Source organism: Thioalkalivibrio sp. ALE14, assembly GCF_000376845.1.
GTDB lineage: Bacteria > Pseudomonadota > Gammaproteobacteria > Ectothiorhodospirales > Ectothiorhodospiraceae > Thioalkalivibrio.
Genome location: NZ_AQXY01000028.1, coordinates 250112 through 271528 on the forward strand (window position 1 = coordinate 250112; position 21417 = coordinate 271528).

Here is a 21417-nt window from a genome sequence, read left to right on the forward strand (position 1 = left end):
ACCCGGGCGGGGCGTTTTGCCTCGCCCGCGGCTGGCAGGCTTCACGAGTAAAACAGGATGACACCATGAACCACCACATGCGGAAGGCGAGTCGCACGCCCGGTCAGCACGAGGGCTTCACCCTCATCGAGGTCATGATCGTAGTCGCAATCATCGCGATCCTGGCCGCCATCGCGTGGCCCGCCTACCAGAACCACGTAACAACCTCGAACCGGGCCGCCGCCACAGCTTGCCTGACCGAGCACGCTCAGTTCATGGAGCGCTACCACACGAGCAACCTCACCTACGAGAACGCTGACCCAACCCTGGGGTGTGCCTCCGAAGGCCGAATGGATGATCTGTACGAGTTCAACGTGAACAATGCGGCGCGAAGCAGCTTTGACCTGACAGCCGTTCCCCAAGGCGTCCAGGCAACACGGGATACCCGCTGCGGCACGCTGTCCCTGGATCACACCGGGGAGCGCGGCGTCAGTGGAACCGGCGACGTCGCCAGTTGCTGGTAGCCACGGCCACAGATCTACCTTCGGATACGGATAGGGCGTAAGACGCCCGTTGGCTATACACACAAAAAAGCGCCCGGCGTTAAGCCTTCGGGGTCAAACCTTGCCTTTTGCGCTGGGCCCGGCGGAGACCCAATCGACAGAGCAACCCGCTGAAACATTGATTGATGCAACGCCGGCATATAGGCTTAGTCATAGGACTTAGTCAGATGAGGCGAACTCATGAGCACGACAGTCAACGTACACGAAGCAAAGACGCACCTGTCGCGACTGCTGAAGCGCGCGCATGACGGCGAGGAGATCATCCTGGCGAAGTCCGGGCGGCCGTATGCGCGGCTGGTGCCGCTGGAGCCCACTCCGCAACGGCGCCAACCCGGGCGCGTAACGGGCCAGGTTGAAGACGCATTCTTCGCCCCCTTGCCGGAGGATGAACTCGCCGCCTGGGAGCAGTAGTGTGCGAGTCCTGCTCGATACCCATGCGTTGCTCTGGTGGTTCACAAACGATGCGCGGCTATCGGCACGCGCACGGGAAGTTATTGGAGACCTGGAAAGCACCGTCCTCGTAAGCGCCGCCAGCGCATGGGAGATTGCGACCAAGCACCGCCTGGGCAAACTGCAAATTGGCGGTGTGGTCATCCAGCGCTTCGATGAGCTGGTCACCGCAGATGGCTTTACGCATCTGGCCGTTAACTACTCGCAAGCCATTCACGCCGGGACGTATTCCGTCGACCATCGCGACCCGTTTGACCGCATACTGGCTGCCCAGGCAGAGCTCGAGCAGATCCCCTTACTGACCACCGATCCGGCCTTACGCGACTTTCCGATACGCTGCGTCTGGTAACACGCTGGCCCGCCCGACTCGACTCATCGTTCATGGTAAAACCGACAACCCTGAACTCCGGGGGTTGCGGCATGGAAATCCCGGATAATAGCTTTGCGACTTCGGGATGGCGAAAATCGTGGTCCCAGCGGACGAGACACAAAAAAGCGCCCGGCGGATGATCCGACCGGGCGCTTCTGTCTGCCTTGCCCACTGGCGGGGCGTTGGCGTCGGCCTTACGCCGAGGCGGCGCGGGAGGCCTTCTTGCGTTCGTGCTCCAGCAGGAACTTCTTGCGGATGCGCAGGCTTTCCGGGGTGACCTCGACCAGTTCATCGTCATCGATGAACTCGATGGCTTGTTCCAGCGTCATGCGGATCGGCGGCGTGAGCTGGATGTTCTCGTCGGTGCCGGAGGCGCGCACGTTGGTGAGCTGCTTGGCCTTGAGCGCGTTCACGACCAGGTCGTTCTCGCGCGAGTGCAGGCCGATGACCATGCCCTCGTAGACCTCTTCGCCGGGGCCGATGAACATCTTGCCGCGACTCTGCAGGTTGAACAGGGCGAAGCCCGGCGCCTTGCCGGCGGCATTGGCGATCAGCACGCCGTTCTGGCGCGAGGCCACGGCACCGCTCTGATACGGGCCGTAGTGGTCAAAAACGTGGTGCAGGATGCCGGTGCCGGAGGTGGCCGTCATGAACTCGGTCTGGAAGCCGATCAGCCCGCGCGACGGGACGATGAAGTCCAGGCGCACGCGGCCCTTGCCGTCCGGGACCATGTTGGTCATGTCGCCGCGGCGTTCGCCGAGCTTTTCCATGACGGTGCCCTGGTGCTCTTCCTCGACGTCCACGGTGACGTGTTCGTAGGGCTCCTGCTTCACGCCGTCGACTTCCTTGATGACGACCTCGGGGCGCGCGACGGCTAGCTCGTAGCCTTCGCGGCGCATGTTCTCGATCAGGATGCCCAGATGCAGCTCGCCACGGCCGGATACCTTGAACTTGTCCGGGTCCTCGGCCTCTTCGACGCGCAGGGCGACGTTGTGCTTGAGCTCTTCCTGCAGGCGATCGCGCAGCACACGCGAGGTGACGTACTTACCCTCGCGGCCAGCCAACGGCGAAGTGTTCACCTGGAAGGTCATGCTGACGGTCGGCTCGTCGACGGTCAGCGGCTCCATCGCCTCGACGTGGTTCGGATCGCACAGGGTGTCGGAGATGAACAGCTTGTCCATCCCGGTGAAGGTGATGATGTCGCCGGCGCGGGCCTCTTCGACCTCCACACGTTCCAGGCCGTGGAAGCCCATGATCTGCAGCATGCGGCCATTGCGGATGCCGCCTTCGCGGTCGACGATCTTGACCGAGGTGTTCGGCTTGATGCGCCCGCGCTTCACGCGACCGATGCCGATCAGGCCCTGGTAACTGTTGTAGTCCAGCGAGGAGATCTGCATCTGGAACGGCCCGTCCGCGTCGACGTTCGGCGGCGAGACATGCTTGACGATCGTCTCCAGCAGGCAGGTCATGTCGCCTTCGGTCACGCTGGAATCCATGCCGGCAAAGCCGTTCAGCGCAGAGGCGAACACGATCGGGAAATCCAACTGCTCGTCGGTCGCGCCCAGGCGATCGAACAGGTCGAACACCTGATCCACGGCCCAGTCGGGGCGCGCGCCGGGGCGGTCAATCTTGTTGACCACCACGATCGGCTTGAAGCCCATCGCGAAGGCCTTCTGGGTGACGAAACGCGTCTGCGGCATCGGGCCGTCCACCGCATCTACCAACAGCAGCACCGAGTCGACCATCGACAGCACGCGCTCGACCTCGCCACCGAAGTCGGCGTGTCCGGGGGTGTCGACGATGTTGATGCGGTAGTCCTGCCATTCGATGGCCGTGTTCTTGGCCAGGATGGTGATCCCGCGCTCTTTCTCGATGGCGTTGGAGTCCATGATCCGCTCGCCGTGGTCGCCACGCTTGTCGAGGGTGCCGGACTGGCGCAGGAGCTGGTCGACCAGCGTGGTCTTGCCATGATCAACGTGGGCGATGATGGCGATGTTGCGAAGCTTCTCGGTCATGGAATGCAAACTCTGGATACTGGCAAAAGGGCCGACACTATACAGACTTATGCGTGACCGCGCTGCGACTCCCGCGTTTTATGCGCAGGCACCGTCACCACCAGGAGTCGATGGCGCATCGCACCAGTCACCAGACCCGCATCGGTAATTGCCGCGCCGGTCGCAAACGCTTCACGGCGTCACCCCACTACAGCCACACCCCCCTACGTCATCCCGGCCGCAGCGCAACGAAGAGCTGGGATCTCCCACGCCGAATAGACCCCACGGTTTGGAATACCCCGACGCGTGGGATCCCGGATAACCGCTTCGCGGTTTCCGGGATGACCAAGAGAGCGCTGGTTCTGGGAGTGTGGCGGCGCCATGTGCGGGCGGCCGCGCGGGAGATCAGGTGCTGGGCTCGTCTTCCGGGGGCGGGAACTGGAGGTGGAAGCCCTGCTCCTTGAGGTTGGCCAGGACCTTTTGCGGATCCTCCTGGGCCAAGGTGCGAACCGGGGTCAGTTCGAACTCCAATGCGAATTCGAGGCGACCGAGTGCTCGGGTCAGGCCGTCGGGGAGTTCGGAGAAGTCGTCCTTCTCTGGGAGGTAGACGTAGGTATCGGCGCGCCGGGTCGCGCGGTAGACATAGCACTGCATGGGTTCAGTCCTCGAGATAGGTGTAGCCGGTCAGGCCCTGTTCCAGCTCGGCCAGCAGCCGGCCGGCGGCCTCGCCACGCAGTCCGGCGGCGTCGATCTTGGCGCGGAAGGCGCGGCGGAGGTCATCCGGGGCAAAGTGCACGTACGACAGCAGCTCGTCGACGGTATCGCCACGCTCCGGGTCCACCAGTCGGTAGCCACCCTCCGGCAGCAGCTCCACGTTTACAGTGTCGGTGTCCCCGAACAGGTTGTGCAGATCGCCCAGGATCTCCTGGTAAGCGCCGACCAGGAAGATGCCGAGATAGTACGGCTCGCGGTCGTTCCACGGGTGCAGGGCAAGCGTGGTGTGCGTGCCCTCGCGCTCCACGTAGTGCTCGACATGGCCGTCGGAATCGCAGGTCAGATCCTGCAGCACCGCGCGCCGAGTGGGCCGCTCGTCCAGGCGATGCAGCGGCATGATGGGGAAGATCTGGTTGATCGCCCAGGTGTCCGGGATCGACTGGAACACGGAGAAGTTGCAGAAGACCTTGTCCGCCAGCTTGTCGGTCAGCTCCGCGTGCACCTCCGCCGGCAGGGCCTCGGGCCGCGCCAGCAGGCGCTGGCACAGGGCAAAGTAGATCGCCTCGGCGCGGGCACGGTCCACCAGCGACAGCATCCCGCGGGCAAAGCGCGCCTGCACCTCGGCCAGGCCATAGGCGGCATCGTGGTAGATCTCGGAGGCCGGGCGCTCGCCGTCCTCCAGCAAGGCGCGCATGGCGGCGATCTCGGGCAGCTCGCCATCGTCCGCGGGCGGGACATCGCCATCCCCCGGGGCCGGCTCGCAGTCGATCACGTTGGTGATCAGCACCGCGTGGTGCGCGGTCAGGGCACGGCCGGACTCGCTGAAGACCTCTGGCATGGCCAGGCCCTGCTCGTCGCAGATGCGCTTGAGCGGGCGCAGGATGTTCAGCGCGTACTCCTCTACCGAATAGTTGATGGAGCACTCGTTGCGCGAGCGCGATCCCTCGTAGTCAATGCCCAGGCCACCGCCGACATCCACCACCCGCAGCGCCGCCCCGGCCTCGGTCAGCGCGGCGAAGTAGCTGGCCGCCTCGCCCATGCCGTTCTGGATGTCGCGGATGTTCGCGATCTGCGAACCCATGTGGAAGTGCAGCAGTTGCAGCCGGTCCAGCCAGCCAAGGCCGCGCAGGCGCTCGAGGATGCCCAGCACATCTGCCGCGGACAGGCCGAACTTGGCCTTCTCGCCGCCAGTGTTCTGCCACTTGCCCTTGCCGATCGAGGCCAGGCGCACGCGCAGGCCCAAAAGCGGCGCGATATCCATATTCTCGGCCTGGCGGATCACCTCCTCCAGCTCCGAGGGCTTCTCGATCACGATGTACACGCGATGCCCGAGCTGGCGCCCGATCAGCGCCAAGCGCACATATTCGCGGTCCTTGTAACCGTTGCAGATGATCGCCGCACCCGGGCGCGACTGCGCCAGCACGGCCATCAGCTCCGGCTTGGAGCCGGCCTCCAGCCCCACGCGCGGGGTCAGCCCCTCGGCATCCGGCTGATCGCCAGCCGCCAGGATCTGGTCCACCACGCTGCGCTGCTGGTTGACCTTGATCGGGTAGATCGCGGTGAAGGCGCCTTCGTACTCCAGCTCGCGCGCAGCGGTATCGAAGGCCCGCGCCAGGCGGCGTACGCGCCCGTCCAGCACATCCTGGAACCGCACCAGCACCGGCGGACCCACATGCTCCTCGCGCAGGCGACCCGCCAGCTCGTACAGGTCCACGCCGGGGTGATCCGGCCAGTCCGCGCGGCGCATCGCCACGTTGCCCGCGGCGTTCACCTCGAAGAAGCCACCGTTCCAGTGATCAATCCCGTAGGTGGCGCGGGCCTCGTCCAGATTCCAGGGCGTGACAGACATGGCGATCCCGGGGTTGCGCATGAGTGTGACCAGTTGCCCGCAGCGTGCGGGGCACTATCATAGCGGCGCATCATACCGTCCACCGCATCCGCAAGGGGAGCCGCCCAATGGCACTCGACAACCACTGGTTCAGCGAGCCGCACGAAGACATGGCCCTGTCGCTTCGCATCAAGCAGAAGCTGCACGAAGAACAGACCCCGTACCAGAAGATCGAGATCTACGAGACCGAGGCCTTCGGCAACCTGATGGTGATCGACGACTGCGTGATGCTCACCAGCCGCGACAACTTCATCTACCACGAGATGATGTCGCACCCGGTGCTCTACTCGCACAGCGCCCCGAAGAACGTGGTCATTATTGGCGGCGGCGACTGCGGCACCCTGCGCGAGGTGCTCAAGCACGACGAGGTGCAAAAGGCCGTGCAGGTGGATATCGACGAACGCGTCACCCGGCTGTCCGAGCAGTACTTCCCCGAACTGTGCGACGCCAACGACGACCCGCGCGCCGAACTGCTGTTCGACGACGGCGTGCAGTACCTGAAGGACGCCGCCCCCGGCTCCATCGACGTGATCATTGTCGACTCCACCGACCCGGTCGGCCCGGCCGAAGGCCTGTTCTCCACCGCGTTCTACAAGGACTGCGTGAAGGCCCTGGGCCCGGACGGCCTGCTGGTGCAGCAAAGCGAATCGCCGCTGCTGCACACCGACAGCATCATCCGCCCAATGCACGACAGCCTGCGCGCGGCGAACTTCATCGACGCCCTGACGATGCACTTCCCGCAGGCCACCTACCCCTCCGGCTGGTGGACCTGCACCATTGCCGCCAAGGACTGCCCGGTCAGTTTCCTGCGCGAGGAGGCAGCGGAAGAGCTGGACTTCGTCACCCACTACTACAACGCCGCCATCCACCGCGCCGCCGGCGCCACGCCCGAGTTCTTCCGCCGCAAGCTGTTCGCCTGACCCCGGGCGAACTCCCCTTAGCGCGGTGCCATCGCCGGGAGATTGCTTCGCTGCGCTCGCAATGACGGGATTCCCTTCCTGTCATTGCGAGGCCCCGGGGGGCTTGGCACAAAAGCGCGAAGCGCGTTGAACGGCCGCACAGGCCGGCCCGAAGGGCGAGCGCAGCGAGGAACCTCCCGACGCAACCCCGACGTCGGCCCGGGCCGGCGTCGGGAGCGCCCACGGCGATCGCCACGGCGCTGCGCGCCTCGCGATGACGGGCATCACAAACGCCGCAGGGCGCATTGAGCGAATGCGAAATACACCGTTCGTGGTGGATATGGCTACGTGTGTCGGCCCGGCTTCAGACGATCGAGGCGCAGGCGCTCGCGGGTGTCGAACAGGCGGCGCGAGGCGAACCAGACCGCGCCGAGGGTGCCGAAGCCCGTGCCGGCGGTGATCAGGAACATGATCAGGATCTGGTACTTGACCGCCTCCACCGGCGGGGCGCCGGCCAGGATCTGGCCGGTCATCATGCCCGGCAGGCTGACGATGCCGGCGGCGGCCATGGCATTGATGGTCGGCATCAGGCCGGAGCGCGCGGCCTCGCGACGCATGGTCGTCACCGCCTCGCTCCAGGAGGCGCCCATCGCCAGCCGGCCCTCGATGGTGCGCCGTTCGCGCCAGACGGTCTGGGTCAGGCGGTCCAGCCCCAGTGCGATGCCGGTCATGGTGTTGCCGAGCAGCATGCCCAGCAGCGGGATCGCGTACTGCGGCTCCCACCAGGGGGTCGGGCCGACCATCGTCGTCAGTGCCAGCACCGTGACGGCGAACGCCGAGATGAACATGGTCACGGCACCGATGCCATAGCCCCACAGCCCGGCGAAGCGGCGCTGCTGGCGTGCCATCACCTCGTAGCCGGCCACAGCGAGCATGATCACCGCCATCAAGGCCACCCAACCGAGCTGCGCATGGTCGAACAGCGTCTGCAGGATCAGCCCGACCAGCAGCAGCTGGATCACGGTGCGCGCCCCGGCGATCAGCAGGCTGCGCCCCAGCCCCATACGTGCCCAGACGGTCAGCCCTGCCAGCGCGACGACCAGCAAAGCCGCCAGCGACAAATCCAGCGCGGAAAGCGAGATCAGCTCCACGCGGTCACCTCCAGCTTGCCGTTGGCGATGGTCAGGATGCGGCCGCCCAGGCGCTGACGTTGCAGGGTGTCGTGACTAACCCACAACGCCGCCGCGTCTTCCTCGGCGAGATACCCCCGTACCGCGCGTTCGATGCGCTTGGTGTTTTCCAGATCCAGATTGGCGGTGGGCTCGTCCAGCAAGAGAACACGCGGCTGGTTCAGCAGCGCGCGCACCAGCCCCAGGCGCTGCTTCTCGCCGCTGGAGAGGCGCTCGACCTCCCAGCCTAGAGAGGCCTCCGGCAGGGCGACCTGCTCCAGCAGGTGCAGGGCCGCCGCGCGCGCGAAGTCCACTGGCAGGTGCTCGTCCACGCGCTCGCCCCACCAGGCGGTCTCCGCCGGCACATACGCCACGCGCCGACGCCAGTCGACCGGCGCCATGGCGTCCCGCGGCTTCCCGTTCAGCATGACCTGCCCCGTATTGGGGTCAAGATCGGCCAGGGCCCGCAGCAGCAGCGATTTTCCGGAACCGGAGGCGCCCGTGACCTGCACCAGCTCCCCGGGCTGAAGCGCCAGATCCAGCGGGCCGAGATGAGCGGTTTTCAGTTGGCGAACGTCCAGCAGGCGATCCATGCGACAGGGTTCCGGTGCGGCGAAATGGCGATCGTAACCGAAGCCGGGGCGGCGGGATGAATGGCCGGACAGGCAGGCGCTGCTTGCTGCGAGACGAACGCTCCGCCGTGACGGGTCGCCTCGGCGGATGTCGATCGCACTATCGGACGCGGGCAGGGGCTTCGCGGGCGAGCCCGCCCCACAGCTCTGGAAACAAAAAAAGGGCGCCCGGGGAGGGGCGCCCAAAGGCCAACATCCAAGTCCTGGGAGACTGTCTTGTCGGCGTCGGAGGAGACGATGTCGGGGCCGGGCCTGTGGCCCGACCCCGGTTCAGGTTAACGAGGGTTTATTGCTTCCCGGTGAACTCCGGGTAGGCCTCGAGACCGCACTCGGCGATGTCGGCGCCCACATCCTCGTCCTCTTCGTTCAGGCGAATGCCCATCACCGCCTTGAGGATGGCCCAGACGATCAGGCTGGCCACGAAGACGAAGGCGAAGATGGCGAGCAGACCGGCAATCTGACCGAAGAAGGTCGCATCCGGGTTGGACAGCAGCACCGCCATCACACCCCAGATACCGGCGGTACCGTGCGCGGAGATCGCGCCGACCGGGTCGTCGATCTTCAGCTTGTCCAGCGCGACGATCGAGAAGACCACGATCACACCACCGATGGCACCGATGATCATCGCCAGGAACGGGCTGGGCATCAGCGGCTCGGCGGTGATAGACACCAGGCCCGCGACCGCGCCGTTCAGCGCCATGGTCAGGTCCGCCTTGCCGAACACCAGACGGGTGGTGATCAGAGCGGCGACCACACCCCCGGCCGCGGCCAGGTTGGTGTTGGCGAACACGGCGGCCACAGCGTTGGCGGACTCGATATCCGAGACCTTCAGCTCGGAGCCGCCGTTGAAGCCAAACCAGCCCAGCCACAGGATCAGCACACCCAGGGTGGCCAACGGCATGCTGGAGCCCGGGATCGCGTTGATCTGGCCATCCTTGCCGTACTTGCCCTTGCGCGCCCCGAGGAGCAGCACACCGGCCAGCGCGGCAACGGCGCCCGTGAAGTGGACAATGCCGGAACCGGCGTAGTCCAGGTAGCCGATCTGGTCGAGGATCCCGCCACCCCAGCTCCAGAAGCCCTGGATCGGGTAGATGAAGCCGGTCAGGATGACCGCGAAGGCCAGGAAGGCCCACAGCTTCATGCGCTCGGCCACGGCACCCGAGACGATGGACATCGCGGTGGCCACGAACACGACCTGGAAGAAGAAGTCGGCACGATCGGAGTAGTAGATGTCGCCACCACTACCCAGCACGTCCGCGACCGCGTTGTCGCCCGAGATCAGAAAGCCCAGGCCCGGGATGATGGAGCTCAGGCCGTCGCTGTACATGATGTTGTAGCCGATCAGCATGTACATAATGCTGGCGATCGAATACAGGGCGATATTCTTGGTTGCAATTTCGGCCACACTCTTGGTGCGCACCATCCCGGCCTCGAGCATGGTAAAGCCCGCGGCCATCCACATCACCAGCGCGCCGGCCACCAGAAAGTAAAAGGTGTCCATTGCGTAGGCGAGTTCGACAACTTGCTGTTCAATTTCCATGATTGAAATTCCTCATTCGATGGAATGACGGAGGCCTTAAAGGGCTTCCGGGCCGGTCTCGCCCGTGCGAATTCGCACGACCTGCTCCACCGGGGTGATAAAGATCTTGCCGTCGCCGATCTTGCCTGTGCTGGCAGACTTGGAAATGGCCTCGACCACCTGATCGACCAGGTTCTCGTCGACAGCCACTTCCAGTTTCACCTTGGGCAGAAAATCGACCACGTATTCGGCACCGCGATAGAGCTCGGTATGGCCGCGCTGACGACCAAACCCTTTTACTTCGGTCATGGTCATCCCTTGTACGCCGATCTCCGAGATCGCCTCGCGAACATCATCAAGCTTGAACGGCTTGATTACGGCGGTAATCATCTTCATGTCAGACTCCTGTAGGCGGGCCCGCCACCTGGCGGACCCGCTGTTGCTTTAGGCGGTAATGCGGAATCAGAAGGTCTTGGACCAGCCCACCCAGGCGCCCAGGTCTTCGTCGGTCTCGTCGACATATTCGAGATTGAAGCTGAACTCGCCCCAGTCGCCGGCATCGCGAGTGAGGCTGGCGGTGTAGTGGGTGTAGTTATCCAGGCTGGAATCGTCGAAGCGGGTGCGCCCCACCATGAAACCAGCGCTGTAGACATCCATGAACGGGACATCCAGGCCGGCGTAGAAATACATATCGTCGTCTTGCAGGGCCGAGTCATCACTGTCGTGAATGACATAGGCCATACCGCCGTACAGTCCTACAACGCCGGTATCGAAGCTGACTTCGCCGTAGATCTCGCCGAAGTCGGCACTCAGGGAACCGGTATCGTCTCGGGCATCCGGATAGGCGTAATAGATGTAACCGACGTCGTAGCCGAACCCATTGGCGAACTCATCGGCAAAGCCGGCGTAAAGATCGAGCTCGTAGCCGGTGTCATCACCAAAATCGACATTGGACATCCAGGTACCGACATAGAAGCCGGAGTCGTGCTCAAAATCGATACCACCCTGAACGGCAGCACCGTCGTCGGTTTCGGAAAAACCACGGAAGTAGTAATTGGACACCGCGCCGATGTTCACGGACAGCTCCGCGGCGGCGGTGGAGGTAAAGGCAACGCCACCGGTGGAGCCCACAGTGAGGACAGCGGCGGCCAGCGCGGAACGGGTGAACTTCTTCATGTTGGTCATCTCCCAGATTGGTCAATCGAGTGTCGCGTAGTCGACACCCGGTCCTTGCACGGGCTGTGCCAAGTACCAAAAGGGAGCAAAATCGGCTTTTCGCAACACCTGTTGCGGCCCAACCACGGGCTTTTGCCTTTAATTGGTGCGCACTAAAAGTGCACACGCACCAAAAGAGTGCGATCAACGAAAAGTGTGAACACGGTCCGGCCTCCGCGCGGGGCAGACACGAAACAAGAGACAGGAAAGCGGGCCGAAAGGGCCCGCAGTAGAAGAGGGGCTAGTCGGACGTTGCGAGGGTGCCGCGTTCGATCTCGATGCCGACCTCGCGGACGCCGGGGACGGCCCCCGGCTTGCCCAGCCTGATGCGCACCCAGGGAGTACCGAACTGAGCCATCAGGGTCTCGGCGATCTCCTCGGCGAGGGATTCGAGCAGGGCGTGCGGCTCGCGCGTGACGATCGCGCGTACCGCGTTGGCCACCGCCTCGTAGTCGACGGTGTCGCCGATCTCGCCGGAATGGGCGGCGATGCGGGTATCGGCCGCCAGTTCGATGTCGAATCGCAGACGTCGCAGGATCCGCTGTTCCCAGTCGTAGACGCCAACAACGGCGTCAATCTCGAGGTTGCGAAGATAGATTCGATCCATGGGGTCGGCCGGCTCCTGTCAGTCGGCGCCTATCCTACTGCCCGGGCCACACAAGGTACACCGAACCGCTATCATGGAGGGCCGCACTGACCCGCCTCGAGACCCGCATGAGCGAGCCTTTTCACGAACTCCCCTGGCCCGCCAACCCGGACGGGGAGCCGCGGCGCATCGGCGTCGAGATCGAGATGGCCGGCGTCTCGCTGGAGTCGATGGCGGAAACCGTGCAGGCCGAGTTCGGGGGTCATGTCGAGTCGGACAGCGCCTTCGTCTTCCATGTGCGCGAGACGGACGTCGGCGACTTCCAGCTGGAGCTGGACGCGCGGGTACTGAAGGACCGGGCGTATCGCGAACACCTCGCGCGCCTGGGGATCGAGCTGGACGACTCCGACGAGGCCGCACTGGATCGCTGGCTGGCTGGCGCAGCGGGCCGCCTGGTGCCGCACGAGATCGTGGCACCGCCGATCCCGGTCACCGACCTGCCCCGCCTGGACCGGGTGCGCGCGGCCCTGCAGCAGGCCGGTGCCCTGGGTACGGAACGCTCGTTTCTCTATGCCTTCGGGCTGCAGATCAACATCGAGGTGCACCGCACCGATGCCGAATGGCTGCTCGCAATCCTGCGCAGCTTCCTGTTGATGGTCGAAGTCCTGACCGCGGCCGGTGCGATCGACCTGGCGCGGCGGCTTTCCCCCTACATCCGCGCCTTCCCCGGCGCCTTCGTGCGCTACGTGCTGGACCCGGACTTCCAGCCCGACCAGGCCGGGCTGATCGATGCCTACCTGGCACACAGCCCGACCCGCAACCGTCCGCTGGATCTGCTGCCGCTGTTCGCCCACCTGGACCCGGAGCGGGTCGATGCCGCCCCGGTGGAACACGAGCTGATCAAGCCACGGCCCGCCTTCCATTACCGCCTGCCCAACTGCGAGATCGACAACGCGGAGTGGAGCCTGGCGCGGCCGTTCAACGGCTGGGTGGAGGTCGAACGCCTGGCGGCGGATCCGGAACGCCTGGAGCGCCTGTCACGGGAATACCTGGAACGCCCCGGCCAGGCCCTCGGCCGCTGGGCCGACGACTGGAGCCAGCGCCTCCGTGACTGGTTCTGAGGACACCCCGGCCATCGCCGACTCCCCGGCACCACGCCTGCGCCGCCCGGTGATCGCCATCACCGGGCCCGACCAGGGCGGCGGTCCGGCCTGGCTGTTTACCGCACTGGCGGTATGGCGCGCCGGCGGCCGCCCGCTGCGGCTGCGTCCGGGCAGGCCGCGCAGTCACCGGCGTTTTGATGGCCTCATCGTCGGCGGCGGGGCGGACGTCGACCCCGAGCTCTATGGCGAGACCCTGCCGGAAGGGCCGGATGCGGCCGCCATCCGGCAGGCGGAGCGACGCCTCTCGCAGCGCCTGATCGGCTACCTCTTCTACCCGGCGCTGTGGCTGCTGCGTCGGCTGTTCCAGTCCCACGGCGGCGTGCTGGACAGCGATCGCGACCGGCTGGAAAAGGCCCTGATCCATCGCGCGCTGGACGATCACCGCCCGATTCTCGGCATCTGTCGCGGGATGCAGCTGGTCAACGTGGTACGCGGGGGCACGCTGCACCGCGACCTGGCCGACTTCTACGTGGAAACCCCACAGGCCCGCAGCCTGCTGCCGGTCAAGCCCGTGCAACTGGACCCGCGCAGCCACCTGGCCGACATCCTGGGCGACACGACGCTGCACGTGAACGCACTCCACAACCACGCCGTCAACAACCTGGGGCAGGACCTGAAAATCGCCGGGCGTGAGTCCACCGGCGTCGTCCAGGCGATCGAGGCCGAACGCGGCTGGTGCATCGGCGTGCAGTGGCACCCCGAATACCTCCCCCAGAAGCGCCGCCACCAGCGCCTGTTCCACGCCCTCGTCCGCGCTGCCATGAACGACTGAAAACCCGACGCACCACGAAACGCTCTGCGAGGCGAGGCGAGGGCAGGTCAAAAGCGATTTACAGGGAGTTTGGAAGACAGGAAGGTTTTTTTGGGTGGAGAATCGGACCGGTGATCGTTTCGTAAAGCACCGCGCACCCAGCCACGAGAGGGCGCCAACATCCTCTCTCTTCCAATCTTCGCGTCTTCCTGTGAATCGCTTTTCTTCGTAGTGGGCAAGAACCGGGTGGGTGCTCAGGCCGGGTACGGCACGGAGAGGCCGCCGAGGCCGCAGTAGCCGTTGGGGACCTTGGCCAGGTATTGCTGGTGGTAGTCCTCGGCGAAGTAGTACGCCGGGCCGTCGGCGATCTCGGTGGTGATCGCCCCGCGCCCGGCGGCATCCAGCGCCGCCTGGAAACGCTCGCGGCTGGCCTCGGCGGCCGCCATCTGGTCCGCGTCGGTGGTGTAGATCGCGGAGCGGTACTGGGTACCGACGTCGTTGCCCTGGCGCATGCCCTGGGTCGGGTCGTGTCCTTCCCAGAAGGTACGCAGCAGCGCCTCCAGCCCGACCCGCTGCGGATCGAACACCACCCGCACCAGTTCGGTGTGCCCGGTCTGGCCGCTGCAGACCTCGCGATAGGTCGGGTTCGGGGTGTAACCACCGCCGTAGCCCACGCTGGTGGAATACACGCCGTCCTGCTGCCAGAACAGGCGCTCGGCGCCCCAGAAGCAGCCCATGCCGAAGTGGATCACCTGCATGCCCTCGGGGTACGGCGGCGCCAGCGGTGCCCCCAGAACCATGTGGCGCTGGGGTACCGGCATGAGTTCGTCGCGTCCCGGCAGAGCCTGTTCGGGGGCCGGCATGCGCGGCTCGGAAAATCCAAACATCGGCGGCTCCATCAGTCGGCGGGGGCGAGCCGGATCAGCTCGCCCGGGTTGTGGTCGGTGAGGACGTAGATCGCCCCCTCATGGGCGCGCACGTCACGCACGCGGCGGTTCAGATCCGGCAGCACCTCGCTCTCGTTCACCAATTCGCGCCCGTCGAAGGTCAGTCGGCGCAGCGTCTGGTGAGCAAGGCCACCGACGAGCAAATCACCGTCCCAGTCGGCGAAGGCCGGGTCGCGCAGGATCGCCATGCCCGAAGGGGCGATGGACGGCGTCCAGTGATGCAGCGGCGATTCCATCCCCTCCTTCTCGGTGATGCCTTCGCCCACCTGGCCACCGGCATACTCCCGGCCGTGGGTGATCACCGGCCAGCCGTAGTTCAGACCAGGCTCGATGATGTTGACCTCGTCGCCACCACGGGGGCCGTGCTCGTTCTGCCAGAAGGTTCCGGTTTCCGGATCGATCACCATGCCCTGCGGGTTGCGCACGCCCCAGGCCCAGATCTCGGGACGGGCATCGGCGTCGTCCACCAGCGGGTTGTCGTCCGGCACCGTCCCGTCGTCGTGCAGCCGGATAATGGTACCAATATGCGTGGCGGTGTCCTGGGCATGGTCGCGGTTGCCGCGATCGCCCACGCTGATGTACACGTAACCCGCATCATCGAACACGATGCGGCTACCGAAGTGTCGCCCGCCGCGCACGCCCGGCTCGGCGGTAAACAGCGTCTCCACGTCCTGCAGTTCGCCCGCCTGGAAGCGCCCGCGTGCCAGGCGCGTGGTCAGCCCGCCGTCCACGCTGGCGGAATAGGTAAAGTACAGCCAGCGGTTCTCGGCGAAATTGGGGTGCAGCGCGAGGTCCAGCAACCCGCCCTGGTTGCGGGCCTCCATATCCTCCGGTAGCCCGGGCACCAGCGCGCCCCGACCCTCGAAGGATTCGGCGTCCTCGAACCAGCGCAGGGTGCCCGGGCGCTCACTGATCAGTGCCCCGCCTTCCGGCAGGAAGGCAATGGCCCAGGGGTGGTTGAGTTCTTCGTGCAGGACACTGACCTGCAGGTCCTGCTGCCCGGCCTCGAGGCCCTCGGCCGAGACACCGGAGGACCCGGTACAGGCCATCACCAACCCCGCCAGCACGGGGACCAGAGTGATGCGGCCCGTTTTCATCGTGCGCGTCTGCATGGTTCGCCTCCTTGGAAAACGCGATCCTTCGCCTCGCGGGTACTACGCGGTCCCGCACGAAGCGGCGAGGATTCGCAAGCACGTCGTACCCTGTTGGTGCCCCCAATCGGTCTACGGGTTCCCCGCCTGACAGACCGGACACCAGTAGGTCGAACGAAGGTGCTCGCCCAGCAGGGCATATTCGATCGGCGCACCACACTGGTGGCAGGGCTTGCCACGACGGCCGTAAACGTGCAGGAACGCGCCCTCCTCCGCGCGCTCGCGGGTGATGCGCGGCCCCGGTTTCACGTTGCGCCGCAGCAGGCGTTCCGCATCGCGGTACAACCCCTCCACCTTCGTCGCCGGCATCTGTCCCAAGGGCCGCAACGGGTAACAACCCTGCAGGAACAGCACCTCCGACTTGTAGATGTTGCCGATGCCGGCCGCCAGCGACTGGTCCAGCAGCACATCCAGGATGGGGCGCGCCGGATCGGCACGCTCGCGCACGCGGGTAACCACCGCGTCCAGGTCGACGGCCGGATCCAGCAGGTCGGGGCCGACCCGCGCATCCAGCCGGGGCGCATCCAGCTCCCCGGTCTTGCGCGGGCGCCACTGCAGCTCGCGCGGGTGGAAGCAGACCAGCACGCGATCCGGCAGCGTCAGCAACGCCCACGCACCGGATGCCGGCTTGTGCCAGGCGGCGCCCGGCGCGTACTGGTGCCAGGTCCCGTACATCCCTAGATGGGTGCGCAGCTGCCAGGCGCTTCCATCCGCCGCCTCCAGATCCAGCAACAGGTGCTTGCCCCGGGCCTGCACGGCTTCGGCAGTCATCGCGCCGTGTTCCCGCAACGGATCCCCCCGCCGCGCACGCGTGGCCACTCTGCTCAACGCCGCCCCCTCCAGCACCGGGCGCAGCGCCGCCGCCAGCTTGTGGATCGTATCGCCCTCGGGCATGGCTGGCGGAGTTAGGGAAACACTGAATAATGCACACGCTCGCGCTCGAGTCGCTTTTGCGTGCTAACAAGGCGCGGCGACCGCCGTGCAGTCATTCTGCACAAGGGAGCCGCAACGCCGTGCGCGCTCAAAAGCGGCCGAGCCCCTGCATTGAATGGTTTGTGGGGTTGGTACCCCAGGTTCCCCGATCCTGCGTTGCGCCGCTTGCGGATAGAACCGCTACCCACTGCACGACGCGCCTTGTCTCGGGAAACCTGGGGTGCCAACGCGAGTGTGTGCATTAATCAGTGTTTCCCTTGCGCCTGCGGTCGGGGTACAGGCGCGGCTCGCCCTCGGGGCGGGTGCGGAACAGGCGCATGGACCACAGGTACTGGGCCGGGGCCTGTTCGATGCCGCGTTCCACGGCCGCGTTCATCTGCCGGGCATCCGCCTCGTCGTCGCCGGTGGGGTAGCCTTCCAGGGGTGGCCACAGGCGCATCACGTACTGGTCCGCCGCCGCGTCGTACCAGGCAAAGCTGGGCAGCACCGCGGCCTTCGACATGCGCGCCAGGCGGCCAAGGGCGGTCAGCGTGGCCTTCTTCACGCCGAAGAAGTCGACGAATACGGCCCCCTCGGCGCCCAGGTCCTCGTCCGGCAGGTAGTAGAAGAAACGGCCACGCTTCAGCTGGCGGATCGCCGGGCGCAGGCCCTGGTCACGGGCGAAGATGTCCCCGGAATAGCGCGTGCGGCTGCGGTGGTTGATCCACTCCAGTACCGGATTTTTCATGGGCTTGGCGAAGGACACGCCATCGAACATCTGGCTCATGCGCACGCCGCCGTAGTCCAGCGCCAGCGAGTGCGGGGCCAGGATGATCACCGGCGTGCCGGCCGAACGCAGGCGCTCGTAGTGCTCCAGGCCCTCGATGCGGATGCGCGCGGCGTGCTGGCCCGGCTTGCCGAACCACAGCAGCCCGTAATCCAGCACCGTCTGGGCCTGGTAGCGGTAATAGGCCTCCAGACGCTGGGCGCGCTCGGCCGCACTCAGCTGCGGAAAGCACAGTTCCAGGTTTCGCTCCGCCACCGCGCGGCTGCGCCCGGCAAAGCGGCGGATCAGCCGGCCCAGGCCGCCGGCCAGACCCCGCACGGCGGGGCGCGGCAGCTCCTGCAGGACCCACGCCAGGCCCAGCAGCAGCCAGCTGCCCCAGTAGCGCGGGGCGAAGTGGGCCGCGGTCAGCGGGGCCTGGTAGGCGCCGGCGTCCTCGCTCCGGGTTCGGTCGCTTTCTGCTGCGCTCATGCGCCCCCGGACTCGTCGCCAGTCCCGTCCGCTGCGGCCTGCTGCTTGCGGGCGCGCTTGGCGAAGACCTCCATCTCTTTCACCGCCTGCAGGTCACCCTTGTCCGTGGCCACGCGAATGCCGCGCTCGCAGGTGTACAGCGCCGCCTCGGGGCGTTCGAGCTGGACCAGCGTCTTGGCCAGCAGCTTCCACGCGGCGGAATAGCCGCCGTCCAGTTCCAGCGCCCGCTCCAGGTGCGGCACCGCAGCCTCGAGCTGGCCGTCGGTCGCCAGGGCGTTGCCCAGCGAGAAACGCAGCATGGCAGAGTCCTGTCCGCCGTCGAGCATGTTCTGGAAACGTTCGATCATGTCACTCATGGGGCACCTCCCGCGCCGCCGGCCAAACGATGCGTTCAGGCTAACGCCGCCAGAAGGCGGGCGACAGAAGCACCAGCACGGTAAAGATTTCCAGCCGCCCCATCAGCATGGCGAACACCAGCACCCACTTGCTGAAGTCATTAATGCCGGCGTAGTTCGCCCCGACCTCGCCGAGCCCCGGCCCGAGGTTGTTCAGGGTCGCCGCGACCGCCGAGAACGAGGTGACCTGATCCAGCCCGGTCACCATCAACAGCAGCATCATCACGACAAACACCATCACGTAGGCGGCGAGAAAGCCCCACACGGCCTGGACCACGCGATCCGGGGCCTCCTTGCCGTTCACCTTCACGGTTATCCGTGCGTGCGGGTGGATCAGCCGCTTGATCTCACGCAGCCCCTGCTTGACCAGCAACAGCACCCGGACCACCTTCATGCCACCCCCGGTGGACCCGGTACAGGCGCCGATGAACGACAGGAAGATCAGGAGTACCGGCAGGAAGCCCGGCCACAGGTAGAAGCTGTCGGTTGCATAGCCGGTGGTGGTGGCAATCGACACCACGTGGAAGAGACCCTTGCGCAGCGCCTCCGTCGTGTCGCTGGCGAAACCGGTCACGAGCATGAAGGTCACCACGACCACACTGGCCCCGCCAAGCAGCAGCAGGTAGGTCCGCAGTTCCTCATCGCGGCGGTAGGGGGCAACGGTGGCGCGGTGGATGACCAGGAAGTGCAGAGCGAAGTTCATCCCCGCGATGATCATGAAGACAATCGCCACGCTTTCGATCAGGGCGCTGTCGAAGTGGCCGATGCTCGCGTCGTAGGGCGAGAAGCCTCCGATCGCGACGGTGGAAAAGGCATGCGCAACAGCATCGAAGGCATCCATCCCGGCGGCCCAGTAGGCCAGCGCACAGGCCACGGTCAAGCCCAGGTAGATGTACCAGAGGTTGCGCGCGGTCTCCGCGATGCGCGGCGTCAGCTTGTTGTCGCGGATCGGGCCCGGGGTCTCCGCCTTGAACAGCTGCATGCCGCCCACGCCCAGCAGCGGCAGGATGGCCACCGCCAGCACGATGATCCCCATGCCGCCCATCCACTGCAGCTGCTGGCGATACCACAACAGCGCCCGCGGCAGGTCGTCCAGCCCGGTCAGTACCGTGGCCCCGGTGGTGGTCAGCCCGGACATGGACTCGAAGGCCGCGTCGGTAAAGGAGATCTGCAGGCTCGGATCTAGGAACAGGGGTGTCGCCCCGGCGATCCCCAGACCCAGCCAGAACAGCACGACCAGGATGAAGCCGTCGCGCGCCTGCAGTTCCTGGCGCATTCGGTACAGCGGCGCCCACAGCAACCCGCCGACCAGCAGGAGCAGGGCAAAGGCCTGCAGGAAAACGAAGGCGGTGGACTCCCCGTACAGGAAGCCGATGGCCGCCGGAGGCAGCATCGCCAGACTGAACAGCGTCAGCAGGACACCCAGCAACCGGGCCGTGGAGGCGAGATGCAGCATCCGCGCGCTCCGCCTAGAAGAACAGCGCGGTGGGCTGGAACAGGCGCTGGACCTGCTTCACCTTGCGCCGGTCGGTCACGAACAGGATCACGTGGTCACCCGCCTCGATGACCGTGTCGCGATGCGGGATGATGACCTCCTCTTCGCGCACCACGGCGCCCACGCTGGTGCCTTCGGGAAAGTCGATCTCGTCGATCCGGCGGCTGACCACCTGCGAGGTGCGGGCATCGCCGTTGACCACGGTCTCGATCGCCTCGGCCGCCCCGCGCCGCAGGGTGTGCACGGTGGCGGTGCCTCCCTCGCGCACCCTCGCCAGCAACGCCCCGATGGTCGCCTGCTGCGGCGAGATCGCGACGTCGATGGTGCCGCTTTGCAGCAGGTCCACGTAGCTCGGGCGATTGATCAGCGACATCACCTTGCGCACACCCCAGCGCTTGGCCAGCATCCCGGCGAAGATGTTCGCCTGGTCATCGTTGGTGACCGCGCAGAAGACGTCGCTGTGCTCGACATTGATGGACTCGAGGAAGCGGTCGTCCGAGCTGTCCCCGTGCAATACCAGGACGTTACTGGGCAGCGTGCGCGCCAGATGGTCGGCGCGGTCGGAATCGCGCTCGATCACCTTGACCCGATAGCGCTTGCTCAACGTCTCGGCCAGACGCTCGCCGATATTGCCGCCACCCGCGATCATGATGCGCTTGTAGGGCTTTTCCAGCTTGCGCAGCTCGGACGTCACCGCACGAATGTTCTTCTTCGCGGCGACGAAGAAGACTTCGTCGTCCGCCTCGATCACCGTGGAGCCGTCCGGCTGGATCGGTCGGTCCTTGCGGAAGATCGCGGCGACCCGGGTATGGATGCCGGGCATATCGCTTTGGAGGTTCTTCAGCTCGTGCCCGACCAGCGGACCGCCGTAGTAGGCCCGCACGCCCACCAGTGATACCCGGCCCTCGGCGAACTCCAGCACCTGCAGCGAACCCGGGTGCTCGATCAGCCGCTGGATGTGGCTGGTTACGATCGCCTCGGGCGAGATCAGCATGTCCACCGGCATCGCGTCCTGGGCGAACAGCGCCGGCGTGTCGTGGTAGTCACGGGCCCGCACGCGGGCGATCTTGGTCTCGATATTGAACAGTGTGGAGGCCACCTGACAGGCGACCATGTTGGTCTCGTCCGAGTTGGTCACCGCGATCAGCATCGACGCATCGCGCGCCCCCGCCGCCTCCAGCACCGACGGATGGGCGGCGAAACCGTGCACCGTCTTGATATCGTAGCGATCTTCCAGCTCCGACAGCATCTCGGCGCGATAGTCGACCACGGTGATGTCGATCCCGTCGGCGCTCAGCGCCTCCGCCAGCGACTGCCCGACCTGCCCGGCCCCGAGGATAATGATGTGCTTCATGCGTCTCCCGTCCCGG

22 protein-coding genes are annotated in these 21417 nt (G+C 65.9%); 6 read left to right on the plus strand and 16 right to left on the minus strand.

The annotated features are described in order from the left end of the window. Positions 1–65: 65 nt before the first annotated feature. The 3 genes from F572_RS0109050 (at position 66) to F572_RS0109060 (ending at position 1341) form a co-directional block, all read left to right on the plus strand. The gene (locus F572_RS0109050) at positions 66–503 is read left to right on the plus strand and encodes a type IV pilin protein (RefSeq protein WP_017942639.1); all 438 of its coding nucleotides are present in this window, start codon (positions 66–68) and stop codon (positions 501–503) included. Positions 504–722: 219 nt separating this feature from the next. Next, on the plus strand, positions 723–953 hold the full coding sequence (locus F572_RS0109055) for a type II toxin-antitoxin system Phd/YefM family antitoxin (RefSeq protein ID WP_017942638.1): 231 nt from the start codon (positions 723–725) through the stop codon (positions 951–953). Position 954: 1 nt separating this feature from the next. Then, positions 955–1341 (plus strand): type II toxin-antitoxin system VapC family toxin, encoded by a 387-nt coding sequence (locus tag F572_RS0109060; RefSeq protein ID WP_017942637.1) that lies wholly within the window; start codon positions 955–957, stop codon positions 1339–1341. Positions 1342–1556: 215 nt separating this feature from the next. Here the strand turns inward: F572_RS0109060 and typA are convergent, their stop codons facing one another. From typA to speA, 3 genes are all read right to left on the minus strand, one after another. Then, positions 1557–3377, minus strand: a complete 1821-nt coding sequence (gene typA, locus F572_RS0109065) for a translational GTPase TypA (protein WP_017942636.1) — start codon at positions 3375–3377, stop codon at positions 1557–1559. A gap of 384 nt (positions 3378–3761) precedes the next feature. Beyond that, positions 3762–4010 carry a YcgL domain-containing protein gene (locus F572_RS0109070; protein ID WP_017942635.1) on the minus strand — a complete coding sequence of 83 codons (249 nt, stop codon included), beginning with the start codon at positions 4008–4010 and terminating at the stop codon, positions 3762–3764. Positions 4011–4014: 4 nt separating this feature from the next. Next, a complete protein-coding gene (speA, locus tag F572_RS0109075; RefSeq protein WP_026143107.1) occupies positions 4015–5919 on the minus strand; it encodes a biosynthetic arginine decarboxylase in 1905 nt (634 codons plus the stop codon). A gap of 107 nt (positions 5920–6026) precedes the next feature. Here speA and speE point away from each other — a divergent pair, with 107 nt between their 5' ends. After that, positions 6027–6878: a polyamine aminopropyltransferase gene (gene speE, locus F572_RS0109080; protein ID WP_017942633.1), complete on the plus strand. Its 852-nt coding sequence runs from the start codon at positions 6027–6029 to the stop codon at positions 6876–6878. A gap of 323 nt (positions 6879–7201) precedes the next feature. On the opposite strand, the gene fetB is transcribed toward speE, so the two are convergent. From fetB to folB, 6 genes are all read right to left on the minus strand, one after another. After that, positions 7202–8008 (minus strand): iron export ABC transporter permease subunit FetB, encoded by an 807-nt coding sequence (gene fetB, locus F572_RS0109085; protein WP_017942632.1) that lies wholly within the window; start codon positions 8006–8008, stop codon positions 7202–7204. After that, a complete protein-coding gene (locus tag F572_RS0109090; protein WP_017942631.1) occupies positions 7999–8619 on the minus strand; it encodes an ATP-binding cassette domain-containing protein in 621 nt (206 codons plus the stop codon). Before F572_RS0109090 ends, fetB begins: the two co-directional genes overlap by 10 nt. Before the next feature lie 325 nt (positions 8620–8944). Beyond that, positions 8945–10198: an ammonium transporter gene (locus tag F572_RS0109095; RefSeq protein WP_017942630.1), complete on the minus strand. Its 1254-nt coding sequence runs from the start codon at positions 10196–10198 to the stop codon at positions 8945–8947. A gap of 36 nt (positions 10199–10234) precedes the next feature. Continuing rightward, positions 10235–10573 (minus strand): P-II family nitrogen regulator, encoded by a 339-nt coding sequence (locus tag F572_RS0109100; RefSeq protein WP_012981610.1) that lies wholly within the window; start codon positions 10571–10573, stop codon positions 10235–10237. A 66-nt stretch (positions 10574–10639) separates the two neighbouring features. Continuing rightward, the gene (locus tag F572_RS0109105; protein WP_026143106.1) at positions 10640–11353 is read right to left on the minus strand and encodes a TorF family putative porin; all 714 of its coding nucleotides are present in this window, start codon (positions 11351–11353) and stop codon (positions 10640–10642) included. A 280-nt stretch (positions 11354–11633) separates the two neighbouring features. After that, a complete protein-coding gene (gene folB / locus F572_RS0109110) occupies positions 11634–11999 on the minus strand; it encodes a dihydroneopterin aldolase (protein WP_017942628.1) in 366 nt (121 codons plus the stop codon). A gap of 107 nt (positions 12000–12106) precedes the next feature. Here folB and F572_RS0109115 point away from each other — a divergent pair, with 107 nt between their 5' ends. Together F572_RS0109115 and F572_RS0109120 are read left to right on the plus strand one after the other, a co-directional pair. Next, on the plus strand, positions 12107–13099 hold the full coding sequence (locus F572_RS0109115; RefSeq protein ID WP_017942627.1) for an amidoligase family protein: 993 nt from the start codon (positions 12107–12109) through the stop codon (positions 13097–13099). A gap of 49 nt (positions 13100–13148) precedes the next feature. Beyond that, a complete protein-coding gene (locus F572_RS0109120) occupies positions 13149–13913 on the plus strand; it encodes a gamma-glutamyl-gamma-aminobutyrate hydrolase family protein (RefSeq protein ID WP_231291127.1) in 765 nt (254 codons plus the stop codon). 233 nt (positions 13914–14146) lie between these two features. Here F572_RS0109120 and msrA read toward each other — a convergent pair whose 3' ends face one another. From msrA to trkA, 7 genes are all read right to left on the minus strand, one after another. Next, positions 14147–14779, minus strand: a complete 633-nt coding sequence (gene msrA / locus F572_RS0109125; RefSeq protein ID WP_017942625.1) for a peptide-methionine (S)-S-oxide reductase MsrA — start codon at positions 14777–14779, stop codon at positions 14147–14149. A gap of 11 nt (positions 14780–14790) precedes the next feature. Next, positions 14791–15951, minus strand: a complete 1161-nt coding sequence (locus F572_RS0109130) for a PQQ-dependent sugar dehydrogenase (protein WP_017942624.1) — start codon at positions 15949–15951, stop codon at positions 14791–14793. Between the two features lie 111 nt (positions 15952–16062). After that, positions 16063–16884 (minus strand): DNA-formamidopyrimidine glycosylase family protein, encoded by an 822-nt coding sequence (locus F572_RS0109135; protein WP_017942623.1) that lies wholly within the window; start codon positions 16882–16884, stop codon positions 16063–16065. A gap of 280 nt (positions 16885–17164) precedes the next feature. Next, complete coding sequence (locus F572_RS0109140) at positions 17165–18157, minus strand: lipid A biosynthesis acyltransferase (protein WP_017942622.1); 993 nt, start codon at positions 18155–18157, stop codon at positions 17165–17167. Continuing rightward, positions 18154–18513: a tetratricopeptide repeat protein gene (locus F572_RS0109145; RefSeq protein WP_017942621.1), complete on the minus strand. Its 360-nt coding sequence runs from the start codon at positions 18511–18513 to the stop codon at positions 18154–18156. Before F572_RS0109145 ends, F572_RS0109140 begins: the two co-directional genes overlap by 4 nt. 40 nt (positions 18514–18553) lie before the next feature. After that, complete coding sequence (locus F572_RS0109150; protein ID WP_017942620.1) at positions 18554–20008, minus strand: TrkH family potassium uptake protein; 1455 nt, start codon at positions 20006–20008, stop codon at positions 18554–18556. Positions 20009–20021: 13 nt separating this feature from the next. Then, positions 20022–21401, minus strand: coding sequence for a Trk system potassium transporter TrkA (gene trkA, locus F572_RS0109155; RefSeq protein ID WP_017942619.1), 1380 nt, complete (start codon positions 21399–21401; stop codon positions 20022–20024). Between the last annotated feature and the right edge of the window lie 16 nt (positions 21402–21417).

What these genes read in the sequence shown, in the direction of transcription:
- F572_RS0109095 (WP_017942630.1), bottom strand. Translation starts at nt 10,198, where the DNA reads ATGGAAATTGAACAGCAAGTTGTCGAACTCGCCTACGCAATGGACACC.
- typA (WP_017942636.1), bottom strand. Translation starts at nt 3,377, where the DNA reads ATGACCGAGAAGCTTCGCAACATCGCCATCATCGCCCACGTTGATCAT.
- F572_RS0109150 (WP_017942620.1), bottom strand. Translation starts at nt 20,008, where the DNA reads ATGCTGCATCTCGCCTCCACGGCCCGGTTGCTGGGTGTCCTGCTGACG.
- speA (WP_026143107.1), bottom strand. Translation starts at nt 5,919, where the DNA reads ATGTCTGTCACGCCCTGGAATCTGGACGAGGCCCGCGCCACCTACGGG.
- folB (WP_017942628.1), bottom strand. Translation starts at nt 11,999, where the DNA reads ATGGATCGAATCTATCTTCGCAACCTCGAGATTGACGCCGTTGTTGGC.
- F572_RS0109100 (WP_012981610.1), bottom strand. Translation starts at nt 10,573, where the DNA reads ATGAAGATGATTACCGCCGTAATCAAGCCGTTCAAGCTTGATGATGTT.
- F572_RS0109090 (WP_017942631.1), bottom strand. Translation starts at nt 8,619, where the DNA reads ATGGATCGCCTGCTGGACGTTCGCCAACTGAAAACCGCTCATCTCGGC.
- F572_RS0109115 (WP_017942627.1), top strand. Translation starts at nt 12,107, where the DNA reads ATGAGCGAGCCTTTTCACGAACTCCCCTGGCCCGCCAACCCGGACGGG.
- F572_RS0109135 (WP_017942623.1), bottom strand. Translation starts at nt 16,884, where the DNA reads ATGCCCGAGGGCGATACGATCCACAAGCTGGCGGCGGCGCTGCGCCCG.
- F572_RS0109140 (WP_017942622.1), bottom strand. Translation starts at nt 18,157, where the DNA reads ATGAGCGCAGCAGAAAGCGACCGAACCCGGAGCGAGGACGCCGGCGCC.
- F572_RS0109145 (WP_017942621.1), bottom strand. Translation starts at nt 18,513, where the DNA reads ATGAGTGACATGATCGAACGTTTCCAGAACATGCTCGACGGCGGACAG.
- F572_RS0109050 (WP_017942639.1), top strand. Translation starts at nt 66, where the DNA reads ATGAACCACCACATGCGGAAGGCGAGTCGCACGCCCGGTCAGCACGAG.
- F572_RS0109055 (WP_017942638.1), top strand. Translation starts at nt 723, where the DNA reads ATGAGCACGACAGTCAACGTACACGAAGCAAAGACGCACCTGTCGCGA.
- trkA (WP_017942619.1), bottom strand. Translation starts at nt 21,401, where the DNA reads ATGAAGCACATCATTATCCTCGGGGCCGGGCAGGTCGGGCAGTCGCTG.
- msrA (WP_017942625.1), bottom strand. Translation starts at nt 14,779, where the DNA reads ATGTTTGGATTTTCCGAGCCGCGCATGCCGGCCCCCGAACAGGCTCTG.
- F572_RS0109070 (WP_017942635.1), bottom strand. Translation starts at nt 4,010, where the DNA reads ATGCAGTGCTATGTCTACCGCGCGACCCGGCGCGCCGATACCTACGTC.
- speE (WP_017942633.1), top strand. Translation starts at nt 6,027, where the DNA reads ATGGCACTCGACAACCACTGGTTCAGCGAGCCGCACGAAGACATGGCC.
- F572_RS0109105 (WP_026143106.1), bottom strand. Translation starts at nt 11,353, where the DNA reads ATGAAGAAGTTCACCCGTTCCGCGCTGGCCGCCGCTGTCCTCACTGTG.
- F572_RS0109130 (WP_017942624.1), bottom strand. Translation starts at nt 15,951, where the DNA reads ATGCAGACGCGCACGATGAAAACGGGCCGCATCACTCTGGTCCCCGTG.